Annotated in this window: 15 protein-coding genes; 1 reads left to right on the forward strand and 14 read right to left on the reverse strand. The window is 48.7% G+C overall.

The genetic code is table 11. The annotated features are described in order from the left end of the window. Positions 1 to 218 precede the first annotated feature (218 nt). The 10 genes from ACE5LO_RS18865 to ACE5LO_RS18910 form a co-directional block, all read right to left on the reverse strand. Entirely contained in the window at positions 219 to 713 is a 495-nt protein-coding gene (locus tag ACE5LO_RS18865; protein ID WP_375521552.1) for an SRPBCC domain-containing protein, read from the reverse strand. A gap of 39 nt (positions 714 to 752) precedes the next feature. Continuing rightward, on the reverse strand, positions 753 to 1160 hold the full coding sequence (locus tag ACE5LO_RS18870; RefSeq protein WP_375521553.1) for a DoxX family protein: 408 nt from the start codon (positions 1158 to 1160) through the stop codon (positions 753 to 755). Between the two features lie 300 nt (positions 1161 to 1460). Further along, positions 1461 to 2942 (reverse strand): protein adenylyltransferase SelO, encoded by a 1482-nt coding sequence (locus ACE5LO_RS18875; protein ID WP_375521554.1) that lies wholly within the window; start codon positions 2940 to 2942, stop codon positions 1461 to 1463. 173 nt (positions 2943 to 3115) lie between these two features. Next, positions 3116 to 3319 (reverse strand): hypothetical protein, encoded by a 204-nt coding sequence (locus ACE5LO_RS18880; RefSeq protein WP_375521555.1) that lies wholly within the window; start codon positions 3317 to 3319, stop codon positions 3116 to 3118. A 77-nt stretch (positions 3320 to 3396) separates the two neighbouring features. Next, complete coding sequence (locus ACE5LO_RS18885) at positions 3397 to 4434, reverse strand: beta-propeller domain-containing protein (protein ID WP_375521556.1); 1038 nt, start codon at positions 4432 to 4434, stop codon at positions 3397 to 3399. Beyond that, entirely contained in the window at positions 4427 to 5878 is a 1452-nt protein-coding gene (locus ACE5LO_RS18890; protein WP_375521557.1) for a sensor histidine kinase, read from the reverse strand. Before ACE5LO_RS18890 ends, ACE5LO_RS18885 begins: the two co-directional genes overlap by 8 nt. A gap of 4 nt (positions 5879 to 5882) precedes the next feature. Further along, on the reverse strand, positions 5883 to 6587 hold the full coding sequence (locus ACE5LO_RS18895) for a response regulator transcription factor (protein WP_375521558.1): 705 nt from the start codon (positions 6585 to 6587) through the stop codon (positions 5883 to 5885). Between the two features lie 179 nt (positions 6588 to 6766). Then, complete coding sequence (locus tag ACE5LO_RS18900) at positions 6767 to 7570, reverse strand: M15 family metallopeptidase (protein WP_375521647.1); 804 nt, start codon at positions 7568 to 7570, stop codon at positions 6767 to 6769. Positions 7571 to 7690: 120 nt separating this feature from the next. Beyond that, positions 7691 to 8467, reverse strand: coding sequence for an IucA/IucC family C-terminal-domain containing protein (locus tag ACE5LO_RS18905; RefSeq protein ID WP_375521559.1), 777 nt, complete (start codon positions 8465 to 8467; stop codon positions 7691 to 7693). Continuing rightward, the gene (locus ACE5LO_RS18910) at positions 8439 to 9260 is read right to left on the reverse strand and encodes an ABC transporter ATP-binding protein (protein ID WP_375521560.1); all 822 of its coding nucleotides are present in this window, start codon (positions 9258 to 9260) and stop codon (positions 8439 to 8441) included. The genes ACE5LO_RS18905 and ACE5LO_RS18910 overlap by 29 nt, the downstream gene beginning before the upstream one ends. 277 nt (positions 9261 to 9537) lie before the next feature. Between ACE5LO_RS18910 and hmpA the strand changes: the two genes are divergently transcribed. Continuing rightward, positions 9538 to 10719, forward strand: a complete 1182-nt coding sequence (hmpA, locus tag ACE5LO_RS18915; RefSeq protein ID WP_375521561.1) for an NO-inducible flavohemoprotein — start codon at positions 9538 to 9540, stop codon at positions 10717 to 10719. Between the two features lie 75 nt (positions 10720 to 10794). On the opposite strand, the gene thrS is transcribed toward hmpA, so the two are convergent. From thrS to ACE5LO_RS18935, 4 genes are all read right to left on the reverse strand, one after another. Continuing rightward, positions 10795 to 12708, reverse strand: a complete 1914-nt coding sequence (gene thrS, locus ACE5LO_RS18920) for a threonine--tRNA ligase (RefSeq protein WP_375521562.1) — start codon at positions 12706 to 12708, stop codon at positions 10795 to 10797. A gap of 442 nt (positions 12709 to 13150) precedes the next feature. After that, a complete protein-coding gene (locus ACE5LO_RS18925; protein WP_375521563.1) occupies positions 13151 to 13552 on the reverse strand; it encodes an NUDIX hydrolase in 402 nt (133 codons plus the stop codon). A 170-nt stretch (positions 13553 to 13722) separates the two neighbouring features. Beyond that, on the reverse strand, positions 13723 to 15654 hold the full coding sequence (locus ACE5LO_RS18930; protein ID WP_375521564.1) for an alkaline phosphatase family protein: 1932 nt from the start codon (positions 15652 to 15654) through the stop codon (positions 13723 to 13725). Between the two features lie 110 nt (positions 15655 to 15764). Further along, positions 15765 to 16562 carry a GNAT family N-acetyltransferase gene (locus tag ACE5LO_RS18935; protein ID WP_375521565.1) on the reverse strand — a complete coding sequence of 266 codons (798 nt, stop codon included), beginning with the start codon at positions 16560 to 16562 and terminating at the stop codon, positions 15765 to 15767. Positions 16563 to 16585 lie beyond the last annotated feature (23 nt).

Raw genomic sequence — 16585 nt, forward strand, 5'->3', positions numbered from 1 at the left:
CGTCCATTTCGGCTTCCAGCATTTGCTCAATCGTTTCTTTAAACAAGTCTTTGAGTAGTTGCTGAATGTCTTGCATACTATTGCATTCCTGTGCCAGTAGTCTCACCAGTTCGTTTTTGCTCACTTCCATGGGTAACATCTCCTTTATGGATATTGTTACCAATTACACGGAAGTTTAAACGCTCTCCACTACGGCTGCCGTTTCACTTTTTTTCGCATTACTGCTTCGCTGCCAGATACTGCTCCAATTGTTCAAAGGCTGCCCCGAAGCCTAGCTGCATGCCTTCATTCATCGAGTTGAAGGTTGCAACCTCTTCCGCTGACGCGGATAAAGGCACTGCGTGTAAGGAAAGTAACGTCTTTCCGTCTTGCTCCGAGAACGTCAGTGTATTCAAAACCTCAAGCGGCCACGTCTCGCTGAACGGTCCCCGGTTGATATTGCCCTCTTCATCGGCAAAGGAACTGACATATACCACCTTCTCAGGCGCGGAAATTTCCCGGTAAACAAACTTGCTCCACATCACATTTCCATCGGCTTGCAGACGGAAATGACAGATCCCTCCTGGATGAAAATCCAGCTTGACCACTTCCATCTCCCAACCCGCAGGACCCCACCAATGCTTCAGATGCTCCTTTTGCGCAAATGCTTCGAATACAAGCTCTCGTGGTGCATGAATTGTGCGTGTGACGACTAGTTCAACCGTTTTGGACATGATGTTCCTCCTGGAATATAAACTTGGTATTTATTTTGCTTAAAGTGCCCGGCCTGCAAACGAGTTCGTTGCATTCGACGTGCGTAGTTTCAGTCTTTTATGGTAATAAACATAAGAACCTGCGATTAACAGATAACCGATAAGGAAAATGATCATCGCACCGGAAAATCCGTCTACCATGATATTCGAGTACAGCGCGCCCGTCAAATCAAAGAACAATCCGGCATACGCCCACTCCTTGATTCGCGGAAAGCCTGGAACCAGGATCGCGATGACACCCAATAATTTGGCAGCCCCGATAAAAGGAAGCAGATAAGCAGGGTAACCCAAGTGCTCGAATACGGCAAGCCCCTCGGGGGAAGACATCATATTAGGAATCGCCCCCAATCCCATGAGTGCTGCCAGCAGCACCGTAAATATCCAATAAGGAATCGCTAATTTTTTCATTCAAACATCAACCTCCTGTAACAGTTGTCAACAGAGATGATTGTATTACCAAATACCTTGGAATATTACATAATGGCCTGTCTCCTTAATTTTTATACTTTAAAGCTTCTTACTGGGCTACTGTTAATTCCCAGCTCTCACTTCCTTTCTTAGGATGTGATTTAACTATGAATATAATATACCCTTTAAGGAATATTCCTGTCAAGGAATATTATTTCCTGCAAAAAAAGGTGCCTCTGGTCGCAGACCTTTCGAGGCACCCTGTTTTTTTAGACTGAAATCCATCGGCTATATATCAGATCAAGTTCCGCAGAAGGTGCGGTAAGGACGGCTTGATGGGGCAGGCGGCTGGCAATACTCCGCTTGCTCGGGTGAATGCTTGAAGGGATTGGCTAGCGCGGCCAGCAGTCGCTGCAGCACACTCAGGTCATCACGCTGCACGGCAGCCTCAAGCGCTTCCTCCACCCGATGATTACGGGCAATCACAGCCGGGTTGCTGCTTCGCATCAGCTCCTGCGAAGACTCAAGAGACTCGTGCTGCCTGCCACGTCTCTCCTGCCACCGTTCATGCCAACGGGTAAATTCAGAAGAAGCGAACAGAGCGTCATCCTCCTGTCTATCCAAGGTTAACGCAACAAAAGTGTTCGTATAATCCGCCTGATGCTGCTCCATCAAACGAAGCAGGTCATCCACAAGCGACTGGTCCTGCTCTTCTTCATTGAATAATCCCAGCTTCGCCCGCATACCCGACAGCCATTGTTGCTCAAACAGCTCATGGAAATTTGCGATTTCATCTTCAGCCAGCCGGATCGCCTCCTTCTGCTCGTCATGCAGCAGCGGCAGCAAAGCTTCAGCAAATCGGGCCAGGTTCCAGGCACCGATATGAGGCTGATTGCCATAAGCATAACGTCCCTGAACATCGATTGAACTAAATACCGTACCCGGGTTGTATACATCCATGAAAGCACACGGACCGTAATCAATTGTCTCTCCACTAAGCGCCATATTGTCCGTATTCATAACGCCGTGGATAAAACCGACAAGCTGCCACTTCGCGATTAGCGCTGCCTGTCGGCGGATTACTTCCCGTAACAGAAGTAAATAACGGTTATCTTCATCAGCAGCGTCCGGAAAATGTCTTCGCAGCGTATAATCCGCCAGCGTGCGCAGCTCCTCTCTTGTCCCCCGATTGGCTGCATATTGGAAGGTCCCTACACGCAAATGACTGGCGGCAACACGGGTTAAAATTGCACCAGGCAGCTCCGTTTCCCGGAGTATCGTTTCCCCGGTTCCAGTTACCGCAAGGCTGCGAGTTGTGGGAATTCCAAGAGCATGCATCGCTTCGCTGATGATGTATTCACGCAGCATCGGGCCAAGAGCGGCCCGTCCATCACCACCGCGTGAGTAAGGCGTGCGGCCAGCACCTTTAAGCTGAATATCGTATCGTTCGCCATTGGGGGTCAGTTGTTCACCGAGAAGAAGCGCCCGCCCGTCACCCAGCATCGTAAAATGACCAAATTGATGCCCTGCATAGGCCTGAGCAATAGGAAACGCCCACGCCCCCTCAGGCAACTGGTTTCCTGCAAATATGGCAGCACCCTCTGCGTTTTGCAGAGCTTGGCCATCCAATCCAAGAGCTTCCGCCAAGGAATGATTAAATAGAACAAGCCTTGGGGAGCGAACAGGAGTGGGCTGAAGCCTGCTATAGAATAGTTCGGGCAGTTCTGCATAACTGTTGTCTAAATTCCAGCCCGCTTTCCGAATTGTTTTATTTTCCGTCATAACAGCACCTATTTTCATTAAATTGTCGCCGCTTATTTTCACTTCTCTCCGTGTATTATACCCTAACCGTATCCCCATGTTTCAAGCTATAACCCCAATTGGCCTTTTTAAAAACATTACAACACAAAAGGTCAAGACCAGGAAAACTTGCTCCTGATCTTGACCTTTGGCAGTTACAACTTGAGCAGCCTGAGCGTGCGCTTGATGACTTCTGTCGTCGCCCAACCGCTTGATCCTGCAAGCAAAGCATTATGAAGCAGCACCAGCCACAGGTTATAAATCAGCGTTCCCAATCCGATCTCGATCAGAATAAACATTTTAATTGAGGACATCTCTACTACATACACTTGAAAAGGACGTTCAGACGCCGGTTTCATACTCCACCCCGCAAATTGCTGTTAGTTAAGAAAGATATATACAGCAGCAGGCTTGCCTTATTCATAACATTTTCAACTTATTCATTCTTCAACGTAAATCTGTACAACTGGTAGCTTCCGGTCGGCTGGCGGTTTAAACATAACAGCCGATCATTCGCCCATGCGAGAGCCTGCACATTAGGCAGGTTGCTGTATAACAGGGAATGCTCGCGCAGCTCCTTCCCTTGTCTCTGGTCCATATACATTCCGTACAGTTCGGTAACCCCTCTTTCATTTATCGCAGTATAGGCCAGCTCCTGCCCGTCAGCCGAAACAGAGAAATTAAGTACCTTGGCCTCGACAATCTGCTGCGAACTGCCACTACTCACATCCAACAGAAAAAGACCTCTGGGCCTCTTGTACAAAATATTATGGTTCGAGAGAATCTGGAACGTATCGATGTAGGCTTCCTTAGCCAACAGCTTCAGACTACCTGTCTCCATCTGAAACTGAAAAAGTCCGGCCGTTCGATTATTGTATTGAGCGGATAAATACAAGCTGTCCGTATCACGATCAAAAGAAGCGTCTGCGATTTTTTCTTCCGAGATCCCGGATAAATTTACACCAGAATCCATTAAAAGCCCCAATCGTCTTTTATAGTAAAGTTCTTCAAATAAAAACCTGTAGTCGTCCGGATCTTTGCTGTTCTGCACAAAAGCGTTGTCCATATCTATTCCGATGAAATAACCATCACTGTAAAAAACACTATTGAAAGGGGCCTTCAACTCCCCATGGCTCATCTGTTTATTTAACAGATTATAGGAACGGACGGGGATCATGCCAGACTTGTCCCCCCGCTTGGGCAAAATGAGGATCTCATCGGGGCTGGTAAAATAAAATGCAGAACTGCCTTCCTCCTGCAAAGAAATGCTTTCCGAGGTGACATGACCAAGTCTCGGTCCCGATGCAGAAGCAGCATATGAGCTGGCGAAATCCTCTTGCCCCAGGATGAAGGTCTGATTTTTGCCTGGTGTAAAAAGATGGCCTGCTGCATAAAAGCCAAGTATAAAAAAGCCTAACAGCCCGGTCAACAGCAGCATATCCTTGAGTCTGGAAGGTGAACTCCTGTTAAACATCCGCTTCACCCGCAAAACGCACAGTGACCGTGGTGCCTTGCTTCATTGTACTATTCACCTGAATGCTCCCCCCATGCTTCTCAACGATGCCTTTGACAATCGCCAGGCCCAGCCCGGCGCTTCCATGCTCCCGTCCCTTTTTTCCAGGCACACGGTAAAACGGCTCAAATAAATGCTCCAGTTGTGCAGCCGGTATGCCTTCTCCCTGGTCTGTCACCTGAAGCACAGGCATCTCTCCCTCTTTGAACACCTCTACCTGAACGGTAGAATTCACACTCCCGTAATTAATAGAGTTATCCAGCAAATTAATAATGACTTCCTTTAACCGGTTGCGGTCTCCCATCATATACAGCTTGTCCCGGGTGTTGCTTTGAATGCGAATGCCGTATTTGGCCGCTTTGATCTGCAGCTCCTCGCTCGTTTCAAGCGCCAATTCACCGAGATTCACCGGCTCCATTCGATATTCTGTCTGGGTGGACGATACCTGCGCCAGTGTCAGCATTTCGATTACGGTCTGATTCAGCCGCTTGCCTTCCCGAATGATGGAATCCAGTCCTCTTTCAAAAAACTCACGCTCCGAAAAACCGTTCTCCTTTATAATCTGGGCATAACCTATGATGGTTGTCAGTGGAGTTTTCATCTCATGTGTCGCATTATCGAAAAATATTTTGTTCTGTGCCTGCGCTTTTTTTAACGCATCCCTTTCCTGCTCAATGATGTGGATCTGCTCCCTGATCTTCTGCACCATCTTCTTGAACATACCTGCTAATTCGCCGATTTCATCACGGGAGGACACACGGATATCGATGTTATAATCCCCGGCATACACCTGCTGCGAGCTTTTGGACAACTGGCGTACAGGTTTGGTAATTTGCCGGGAAATCAGGATGGAGCTGATGAATACGATCAGAAAAATAGCGGCTGCAAACATATTGATCGTCTGCTTGAATTTCAGGCTGGCGGCGTAGAGCTGTGAATAGTCCTTCTGATACTGAACAATTCCGTAGGTCTCCCCTCCCGCCTTCAGCGGATAAGCCAGTGTGGTCAGCGCGCGATTGTCTGCGAACTGGATGTTATACGCGATCTCTCCGCGATGTGCGGCCACCAGCTCCTCTCTGCCGCTGTCCGCGGTGTTGGCCGCCCCCAATGGATTACCTTTTGAGTCATATAAATGCACTTCGCTGCCCAGATCCGCACTCAATTGTCTGGACAATCCCTCCGCTTCCTCTGCAAGCGTAAGCTCGCCCAGTTCGCGGTTGCTGAGCAAGAAATATTGGTTAATATAAATATCCAGACTTTTCTTGGCAGCGATCATGTCCGTTCTGACCGTCTGCAGCATATTATCCTCCGTGATCCGATAGGATACGATTAACAACGAAATCAGGCCGGCAAAAATAATAACAGAGAACAGAATGACAATTTTGTGCTGAATTCCGAACCTCATGCGCTCACCCTTGCTGTACCAGTTTATATCCGACCCCAAACACGGTTTCGATCAAAGAGGAACGGCCCGGCTCGTCCAATTTTTTACGGATCCGCTGTACATGAATATCAACGGTTCTTGTATCGATGGCCACCTCAAAGCCCCATACTTTGTCCAGCAACTCGGACCTGGAGAACACCCTCCCTTTATGCTCCGCAAAGCACTGCAGCAGTTCGTATTCCTTTTGCGTGAACACCACCAGAACGCCATTTTTCCTGACCTCCCGCTTCTCCTTTTCCAAAGTAATGCCATACCCCAGATTAAGAAGCTGAGCGGATGACTGATCCGCTGATTCAGCCGTCAATTCAATTCTGCGAAAGAGCGCCTTGATGCGCACAATAACCTCGCGGATATCAAATGGTTTGGTTATGTAGTCATCCGCCCCTGATTCGATGCCCAAAATCCTGTCGAACGTATCTGCTCTGGCGGTAAGCATAATAATGGGGGTATTGGATGCCTCCAGCACCTGTCTGCATACGTCAAAGCCGGTCATATCCGGCAGCATTAAATCCAGCAGCAGCAAATCCGGCTTCCATTGGGCAAAAAGCTCAAGCCCCTGTTTCCCGGTCTCCGCTGTTTTTACAGCATACCCTACTTTCTGCAAAGAAAAAGCAAGCATATCCGATATTGAAGGTTCATCTTCAATGATGAGTATTTTTGTATTGTCCATATTCGCAATCACCCGGCCATTCTGATTTTCACCCAAGCAGTATAATATGTGTATGTTTCAATTGTATACATAGATGTATCCAGGTTGTAAACAGCAGCAAAAAAAAGATCAGACCCATCTGTTTTAAGAGAGTCTGATCGTAAAATATTTCACTAAATATTTCTTGCATGAACCGTTGATCAAGGCTGAGTCGTCACAGGCACAGCAGCCCCAAAGTATTCCTCCAGTGTGATTCCCTTTGCGCTGATCTCTTTAGCAAGCTCAACGCCTACGTACCGAATATGCCATGGCTCATACTTATAACCGGTAATGTTCTCCTTGCCTTCCGGGTAGCGGATAATAAAACCGGATTCAGCCGCATGTGCTGCCAGCCATTCAGCTTCCGGTGTGCCTGCAAAACAGGACTCTGCCGCACACTTTCCGTCACTGCCCGAAACATCGATAGCCAGTCCGGTTTGATGCTCGCTCGTTCCCGGATAGGCACTGTAGGTTTTAGCTTTTTCTTCGCCGTCCCTGGCAGCATATTGATTAAAAATAACCTTCTGTCTCGCCTCCGACCGATAGCCGGACACCCCTGCGAGATTGATTCCGTCCTTCCCGGCGGCAGCAAACATCGTTTCAAGCGCTTGCGCGGCTTCTTTACGCAGCATCCGTTTCTCGATCTTTTCTTTAAAGACGAAACGGACATCCGGATAAACCAAATCTGCGGGGATGTAATTTTCCGGAAGACGGATCTGTTTATTCACCAGTACGGTCACCGCATCCGGATCAGCAACTACAGGCAGCGAGTCGTTATCCGGGCTGTCCGGCTTGCTGGTCTGTCCATCCGTAACAGGTGCCGGTTCTGCCTTCATTCCCTCTTGCTGAGAGCTGCCTGCCTTGTTTGTATTGGCTTCCTGAGGCTGTGGAGTGTTCCCTTTATCACACGCCGACAACAGAAGCGCCAATCCTGTACAGACAAGCAGCAACCCCACATAAAACATTCCATTTCTTTTTAACACATATGTACCTCCAATCCACATCCTACATTTTATCCTTTTAACTTCACCATGTTAAGGATTATTTTAGCTGTGGATTAACGCTGCCGTTTACCAATATAGAAACTATTCCTTTCTTAAGGGGCAGGTTGTGCAATAATCATGCTCCTGAGAAATTTTGTAAAGCAGACAGCATGTTTTACGTTTGCGCTTGGGGATATTGGAAGCAGTGATAACCATTTCAGAATTGTTGTATCTGGTGAGCGGATTATGCTCCTCTCCATATAAGTGTGCCGGTGCTTCATGCAGCAAATAATAAAAATCAGCCTGGATTTGCAGCTTCTGCTCCTCTGTAGCTTCCTTCGCCATTCGCTGCTCATACAGCCAATACACGGAAATTGCCACATTCTCCCACAAAGTTGAAGCGGGAATTCTCGCAGCTTTGGAAATCGAGCGCCAGACCTTTGCAATATTTTCAGCGAAAATGCTGCTGATCACGCGATCGCGCCATTCATCCCGTTCTGCTGCTGTGGGCTGGGTGATCTGCCGGTCGGTCAGACTTACTTCAGGCAGCCAGGAATTGCCTTGGAATACGGATTCAATATGGCAATTTGTAATCTCATAAGTCATTCCTTTATTAAACATGGTCATTGCGTATAAGCCGGATGACATCGTCAGGTAGGCGTACCGCTTTGAAAACTGAGATGCTGCGGCTGCAATGGCAGGGGTTTGAAAAATGGCAGCAGCCTGCTCCAGATAAATCCGGCATTTCTCCAAATCCAGCAGCTCCACCGCTGGCACGAATAATGGGCTGTCAGCCTGCCTGCCTGGGGATAGGCGAAAATGATCCGTTAATATTTGCAATTCATCCGGACTAAAACACGGCATTTGCACGTTTGGCATCGTTGATCTTTCTCCCCCTTCCATGCGGAATGCACGCAGGTGTCCCGAACAGCGGATCAATGGTGATCTCACAGCTCATGCCAAATACGGCCTGAACCATTTTACGTGTAATAATATCCTCTGGTTTGCCTTGCATATATACCTGCTTGTTGTGAATGGCGACCATATGATGCGCATAACGGGCAGCCAGATTTAAATCATGCAGCACCATTACAATGGTCCGTTGTTCCTGCTCGTTCAGTTCAAACAGCAAATCAAGAATTTCGATCTGATGGGCCAAATCCAAATAGGTCGTCGGTTCATCCAGGAGCAGGATATCCGTCCCTTGAGCAAGGGTCATGGCAATCCAGGCTCTTTGCCGCTGCCCGCCGGAGAGGGCGTCAACTGGCCTATCCGCAAATTCCTTGATTTTCGTCGCCTCCATGGCATTCACCACCATCCGCTCATCTTCTTCCGACCATTGCTGAAGCCAGTTTTGATGCGGATATCTTCCCTGCTTCACTAGCTGCAGCACGGTTAATCCTTCAGGGGCAATCGGTCCTTGGGGTAAAATGGCGATACTTCTGGCTACCTCTTTCGTCGGCGACTTGGCGATGGCTTTTCCGTCAAGCAGCACCGCCCCTTTTTGCGGCTTGAGCAAGCGTGCCAACGAACGAAGCAAGGTGGACTTTCCGCATCCGTTGCTCCCGACGAAGACAGTGATTTCCCCTTCGGGAATTTGCAGATGAAGCTCATCTATGATAAGGCTGTCCCCGTAGGACAGGGTTAAGGCTTGAGTTTCCAGTAAAGGCACAAGTTCATCCCCTTTAAGGCTGCCAAATTATTTATCCAATCCAAATAATGATACTGATTATCATTACCATAATGGTCAGTTAACCATAGCCTTAAGACAAAGTCAATAAAATCCTTGGTTGAAATTACATTTCCCATGATGCGCTTTCCCTGATTTGGCTACTCAAGCATGATCATTAAAAATTGAAATGTTGTGAGTGCAATCACAAATTAGCTCTGATCTTTTAAATACAATCATTTTATTAACTAAATTTTTAATGAAGGAGGTTTCTTCAATTATGCTAACTGCGGAACAACGAAAAATCGTCAAATCAACGGCCCCTGTTCTGGAGGAACACGGCACCACAATTACTAAGGTCTTTTATCGGAATTTGTTTGAAGCCCATCCGGAGCTTTTGCACATCTTCAACCATGCCAATCAGGCCAAGGGCCGGCAGCAGACGGCGCTGGCCAACGCCGTGTATGCAGCCGCCGTTCATATCGACAATCTTGAAAATATTCTGCCTGCCGTCGTGCAGATTGCGCACAAGCATGTGAGCCTCGGCATCAAGCCTGAACACTATCCGATTGTAGGCGAACATCTACTGAGGGCTATCAAGGAGGTGCTTGGCGGCGCCGCGACCGCTGAAATCCTTGACGCCTGGAAGGAGGCATACGGCGTCATTGCCGATGCATTTATCGGGGTTGAAGCAAAAATGTACCAGGAAGCAGGAGAGCAGGAAAACGGATGGAATTTCTTCAAGCCGTTCACTGTAGTGCGGAAAGTGAAAGAAAGCGAGAATATCATGTCATTCTATCTGAAGTCGGCAGATGGCTTGAACGTGCCTGTGTATCAGCCGGGACAGTATATTTCCGTGCGGGTCAAGATTGCTGGCGAGAAATATATGATGATCCGTCAATACAGCTTGTCCCAAGCGCCCACTCAGGACAAATTTCGCATCTCCGTGAAACGGGAAGCGGACAATGATCCAAACGGAGTTGTGTCTGTATATCTGCACACACAGGTGAATGAAGGCGATACGGTTGAAGTGAGCCCCCCAGCCGGAGAATTCGTGCTTGATACGACGAATACCACACCAGTGGCGTTCATCTCGGGCGGAGTCGGCATTACACCCATGATGAGCATGTTCGAGACTGTCGCCAATCTGACGCCTGACCGGCCGACGGTATTCCTGTATGCCGCCCGCAATGAAGCCCTCGCCGCCTTTCAGCGTGATATTGAGGAGAAAGCAGCCGGTATGAGCAATGTTAAATACAATACCTTCTATTCCAGTCAACCGGACGGCTTGATCAACCGGGCCGTGCTGGAAGAGTATGTTGACATTACGGGTGACGCTTATGTATGCGGACCGGTGTCTTTCATGGAAAGCATCATTCGCGAGTTGCGGGGCATGGGAATGAATGACGAGCGTATTCACTATGAATTCTTTGGTCCGGCCATGCCATTGGCGAATGTATAATTACATTAACTGTTTTTAAATAACAGCGGCTTCTTCCATGGTTACAGGAAGAGTCCGCTGTTTGTTTATTTCATTTTATGTTCTTGCCTGCACTTGCTCGCGCAGCAGCTCAATTGCCTGGGAAATTGATTTCGAGCCAATGTCTCCTGCCCCTCTTTTCCGAATGGACACAAGATTGTTCTCCCTCTCCTGCTCGCCCACCACCAGCATATACTGCACCTTTTCCAACTGGGCTTCACGGATTTTATAACCAAGCTTCTCGCTGCGCGCATCCACTTCGGCACGCAATCCAGCCTGATCCAGTGCTGCTTTAACCTTGTACGCATATTCAGCATCGTTGTCCGAAACCGCCAGTATTTTCACCTGTACAGGAGCCAGCCACAACGGAAAAGCTCCGCTGTAATGCTCGGTAAGTATGCCGATAAACCGGTCAATGGAACCATAGATTGCCCGGTGAATGACGACAGGTCGCTGTTTGCCGCCGTTAACTTCAATGTAGGCAAGATCAAACTTTTCCGGCATCTGAAAATCAAGCTGAATGGTACCACACTGCCAGCTTCGTTTCAGCGCGTCCAGGATGTGAAAATCAATTTTCGGACCATAAAATGCCCCGTCCCCTTCATTGATCCGGTATTCAATTCCTTTTTGCTCCAGCACATTTTGCAGAGACTTCTCAGCCTGGTCCCACAGCTCTTTCGAGCCCATGAAATCAGCCGGTCGTGTCGACAGCTCGATCCTGTATTCAAAACCGAAGGTTTGATATACGAAGTCAATCAGCTCAATTACACCATTGATTTCTGCTTCGATTTGCTCTGGCAGCACAAACAGATGGGCATCGTCCTGACAGAAGGTACGCACCCGCATCATCCCGTTGAGAGCTCCTGAAAATTCATGGCGATGCACCTGGCCGAATTCGAAAAGACGAATCGGGAGCTCCCTGTAGGAGTGAAGGCTGTTTTTGTAAATAAGCATATGGCCCGGACAGTTCATCGGCTTAAGCGCGAATCTGGTGTCATCCACATTTGTAAAATACATGTTGTCTTTATAGTGATCCCAATGGCCGGATTGTTCCCACAGCCTGTTGTTCAACATTAATGGAGTCCGTACTTCATCATAACCGCGCTGTAATTGCAATTCACGTGAGAAGCTTTCGAGCTCATTGCGCAGCGTCATGCCTTTGGGGAGATAAAATGGCATTCCCGGCGCTTCTTCGGAAAACATAAACAACCCAAGCTCTCTACCAAGCTTCCTGTGATCCCGTTTCTTTGCCTCCTCCAACAGCTCCAAATGCACAGTAAGGTGATTTTTCTTGGTAAAAGCTGTGCCATAAATACGCTGCAGCATCTTATTACTTGAATCTCCCCGCCAATAAGCGCCCGCTACATTCAGCAGCTTGAAGGCTTTGATCATTCCTGTGGACGGAAGGTGCGGCCCACGGCATAGGTCAATAAATTCACCTTGGGAGTATATCGTAATTACCGCATCATCAGGCAAATCCCGGATCAGCTCTAGTTTGAACGGCTCTCCCCGATCTTCGAACAGGTTAATTGCTTCCGCACGGCTTACAATTCGGCGCTCGAAAGACAGGTTCTCCTGAATAATACGCTCCATTTCTTTTTCGATACTGACAAGATCATCTGCAGATAGTGAGTCCTTCAGGTCCATATCGTAGTAAAAGCCATCTTCGATCACAGGACCGATGCCAAGCTTTACCGCACGGTTCCCATAAATTCTCTTGACCGCCTGCGCCAGCACATGTGCTGTGCTATGCCTGTAAATCTCCAGTCCTTCTTTGCTTTCCAGTGTGATGATCTCAACAGAACCATCCTCTTGAAGAGGTTGATGAAGGTCAACAAGCCTGCCGTTTATTTTTCCAGCAACCGCCTGCTTCGGCAAACTTGAACTTATAGAAGCCGCTACTTGTGCCATTGTGGTGCCTTTCGCATACCCCCTGCTTGCTCCATCCGGCAAAATGATGTTCATCCCCATGACTGTTCCTCCATTTCCTGAATTATAGTGAAAATGTGAACGCAAAAAAACGCAGCTCTCCTCAAGGGACGAGTGCGTTCAGCTCGTGGTTCCACCCTAATTCAACCTTGCTAAACAGCTATGCTGCATGGCATAAGAAGCAGCAAGGTCCTCATCGGTATCCGGTATCGGGGATAATACGGTGACGCTTACTGCCGTGGAACAAATCCATGGGTTCAACGCCACGGCTGCAAAGGGGTAATTTCCATCCGTTTGCTGAAGAAGCTTGCAGCCTGAACTTCTCTCTCTGGACAGCTCGTGAAGGAAATCATGTCTTTGGTCCGTGCCATATTATGATTTGCTGGTAATCATAAAATAATCAAGCAAGTGAAGTCAAGGGCTGGAGCGAAATTTTTTTGAAATATCAATGCTCCACTAACATGCCGTACTCCGTCAGAAAAATTCACATCAGTAACTTCTCCTCATGTAGTCTATCAAAAATAATCCGGCTCACCAGGGAGACGCGTTCACGATCCTGATAGGTCAGCCACACCAGTTCGGCAATTTCCGCATCAGGGTGTAATTCGCCGCTAAATTCTGCGGTATAACAGGTCATTTGCACGCTCACACCTTCCGGCTTGCCATCCGCCTGCGCCGCAAAGGTTCCGGCATAAGAGATGGTCTCCGGCAAGATGTTAACAGACAGTTCCTCTTTAATTTCCCTGATAAGGGTTTGCTCATCCGTCTCGCCGGGCTCTCTTTTCCCTCCCGGGATATAGCATATTTCTTTCCCTTGTGAACGTGCGCCGAGGATGCGGCCATTTTCAATGTAAATCCATGCAATCTTATCAATGATTTTGCTCACATTGTTCACCTGCCAGACAATTTTATAGGTTGTAGACCATCATCCCGTTGCAATAAGCTGATACGGCTTCATTTAATGATAATTGCCGCAAAAGCGCCTTCTGTCAAGTATGCAAATAGAACAAAGCAGCCTCGGCTAATGCCAGGCTGCCAGTTATGCTGCCAATTGGTTCAGAACCGCGGCAGATTGGACAGATTGTTGTCCGGATTCCCGTCCGGGTATGACCTTAACGTTTTTTGGCCCTCTCGATTTATACCTGTATTCACATCCTCGATCAGTTCCGCTTCCGCCATTCCGATAGCTGTTGCAATATCAACCACCTGTCCGTTGTTCAAGCGGACGGCGGCAATCGCTCCGTTATCGTAATGCACGGCCTCGATTTGTGCCTTGCGCGGATCAATCGTGTGCGGGCCAGCTCCATACCGCGTCCCTTCACGCATAAATGTCCCGTTTGCTTCAGATTGCTGCGCATCTGTATCTTGCCCGGAGCCTTGCTCGTTCATAGACTCAAAATGAGGAATAGGCTGACCGTTCCAGGCAAAGTTGGCGTTGTGTGTTGAAAGATTCCCGTTTGTTGCTTGTTCAGACTGCTTCAACCCTGTCCACTCCTTAACCTGTAGTGTCCTGCGTTCGGATGAAACCACTTCCATCAGGTAAGCTTTTAGATCAACAAGGCGCAGCTTGGAAGGCTTCAGGTCCGTTCCGGCGATAATAAGCGGAATCAGCGACTCCTTCAGGCTTAAAGAGCCATGGGCTCCCCCTCCCTTATGCGTTGGGGAGCTCCGGTCAGCCAGCTCATACCCGGGCTTGGCTCCCACGATCAGATACCGTCCCCGGTGGGAGTTCAGCGAGCCGTATATCCGCTGCAGGACGTCCGGATATTTCCCGTACCGGATTTCATGGGCAGACTCATCCGGCTCCAAATCCAGCAGTTCCATTTGTCCTTCAATCGTCCATTTCTGCTGATAACCATCCGTCCATGTCCCACCTGCTTTGAAACGCAGCTTCTGTCCATTTCCCGCTGCCGTTATCCATCCTTCTTCCTTCCAGGCGATAAAATCGATCCGGGTATCTGCACTCAGCGACTCTGCAATATGCCGCAAATTCAGTGTTTCCTTCAGGCAGTAAACATAGGCCATTGTTTCGTTGACGGCCAGTACGATTTCGGTATGAGCATCTACCTTATAACCCGGATGCAGCACATTATATCCTTCAAGCAGCTTGTGCAATTGGATGATCGGCTGATCCTGAGCCGGCCTGATTTGGCTGACTCCGCTATCCCCCGAAATGACAAATACCGCCCGTTGCAGCGCCTGTTCCGGCGAGCCGAAAGCCTCCAGCACGTCTTGAACCTGCCTGTCCGCTTCCACGGCTCCTTTCAGAACAGACGGCCCTTTTTTATGCAACAGCTTGTCCATACTGGGCATGTAGACGTATAAAAAATCAGGCAGCTGATCTGTCCGGATCATGTGCTTTAGTGTCTCCACCGAATATGTATCATTCAGACCCAAACGGTGAAATATGCTTTGCGGTGCTTGTATTTTACCGTTTAACGGATTGGATAAGCCGCCCAGACTGAACCAGTTCGGGCCTGCAACTTGAACCCGGTCGGGCCATGAAGTAAGCATGCGCATCCAGAACGGAATCGTCATCGTGTGCTGAACGGGACCTCGGTATACCAGTCCGTTGATCGTTCCGCAGGTAAAGCCCAGTCGTGCCAGATCTTCATAAATTGTCGATACGTCAGGATTCAAGTGATCCCGGTTCAAGCGGATGACCGCATCCTCAAGCACCGCCGGTATGCCTTGCCGAATCACTTCCATGGGGCCTGTTCCGTAATTGATCACTCTTTCGGCATCCGAATCATACCAGGTCAGGCCAGGGACAGAATGTTGATCCGGATAGGTGCCCGTCACCAGCGAGCAGTCAATCGTAACGGACATCGTCGGAAAAGAAGTGACCACATCACGATAATATTGACCGTGTTCAATCAGAAATTGCAGGGCAGGCAGCTTCTTTTGTGCCACACCCCGGTCAATGGCCGAAGCCAGCAGCGAATCAATCAACAGATAAATAACGCTCTTGCCATTTTGCGTCAACAACTGCTTCACCCACCATGACTGTATTCGGATACAGCTATTAGTGTGGTCCACTTTACTGTTAATTATCAGTCAGTTGTGGATGTCATTTCTTTGGATGGATAGAAATAAAACTAGATGTGCATCATGGACCAGCCGCCGATATCCTTAAAGCCAAGCCGCTTATAAATGGCGCCTGCAACCGGATTGTCATAAAACAAACAGACGGTCCTGTTTTCTGCCAAAAGGTCAGCGCACAGGCGCCGCATCAGGTAGGAAGCCAGCCCCTGCCCTCTGTATTCGGGATGTGTAGCCACCCCGACAATCATCGCAGACAGCGAGTTTTCCGCCGTAGACGATACAACCGCGATAACCTTCCCGTCCTTTTCAACGAAATAGCTGCGTCCCGTACGGGTTTCCAGCCTGCGCTGCATACCGCTCCGCATGGATTCCGCACTTGAACTGAACTCCTGAATCTGATCGAGCAGAGAACAGACCGCTTCCACATCCTCTACACCGGCTTGGTTGATCTGAAAATTCATACCTGCTTCTGTCTCGCCTTTTTCCTGCAGAGTGATAAGCTCTGCAAAAAACAGCCGCTTCTCCTTCGTAAAGCTGATCTTTTGGGCCAAACGATCCACAATTGGCGATGAGCCGGATAGCATTTCCTTTTTCTTGCCAGATAACACAAGCTCCGCAAAGCCCTGCACATCAAATTCTCCCTCCGCATAAGGAAGGTAGCTGCCATCATACCGCAGCAGCACAGCCTTTAGGCGGCCGTCAACCGCATCAAATTCTCCCCACAGCTCCTGGAAATCACTTTCAAAGCCGAAGTTCTCCACGTCCGCAATAATAAACAAATTAAGCGACGGCTCCCGGCCCACCAGCATCATCACACTCTCACGGTCAGCTTCAGTCAGCTTGCGAATCATACAACGCTCCCCCTGTCGTTGGA

Source organism: Paenibacillus medicaginis, assembly GCF_042138635.1.
GTDB classification, from domain to species: Bacteria; Bacillota; Bacilli; order Paenibacillales; family Paenibacillaceae; genus Paenibacillus; species Paenibacillus medicaginis.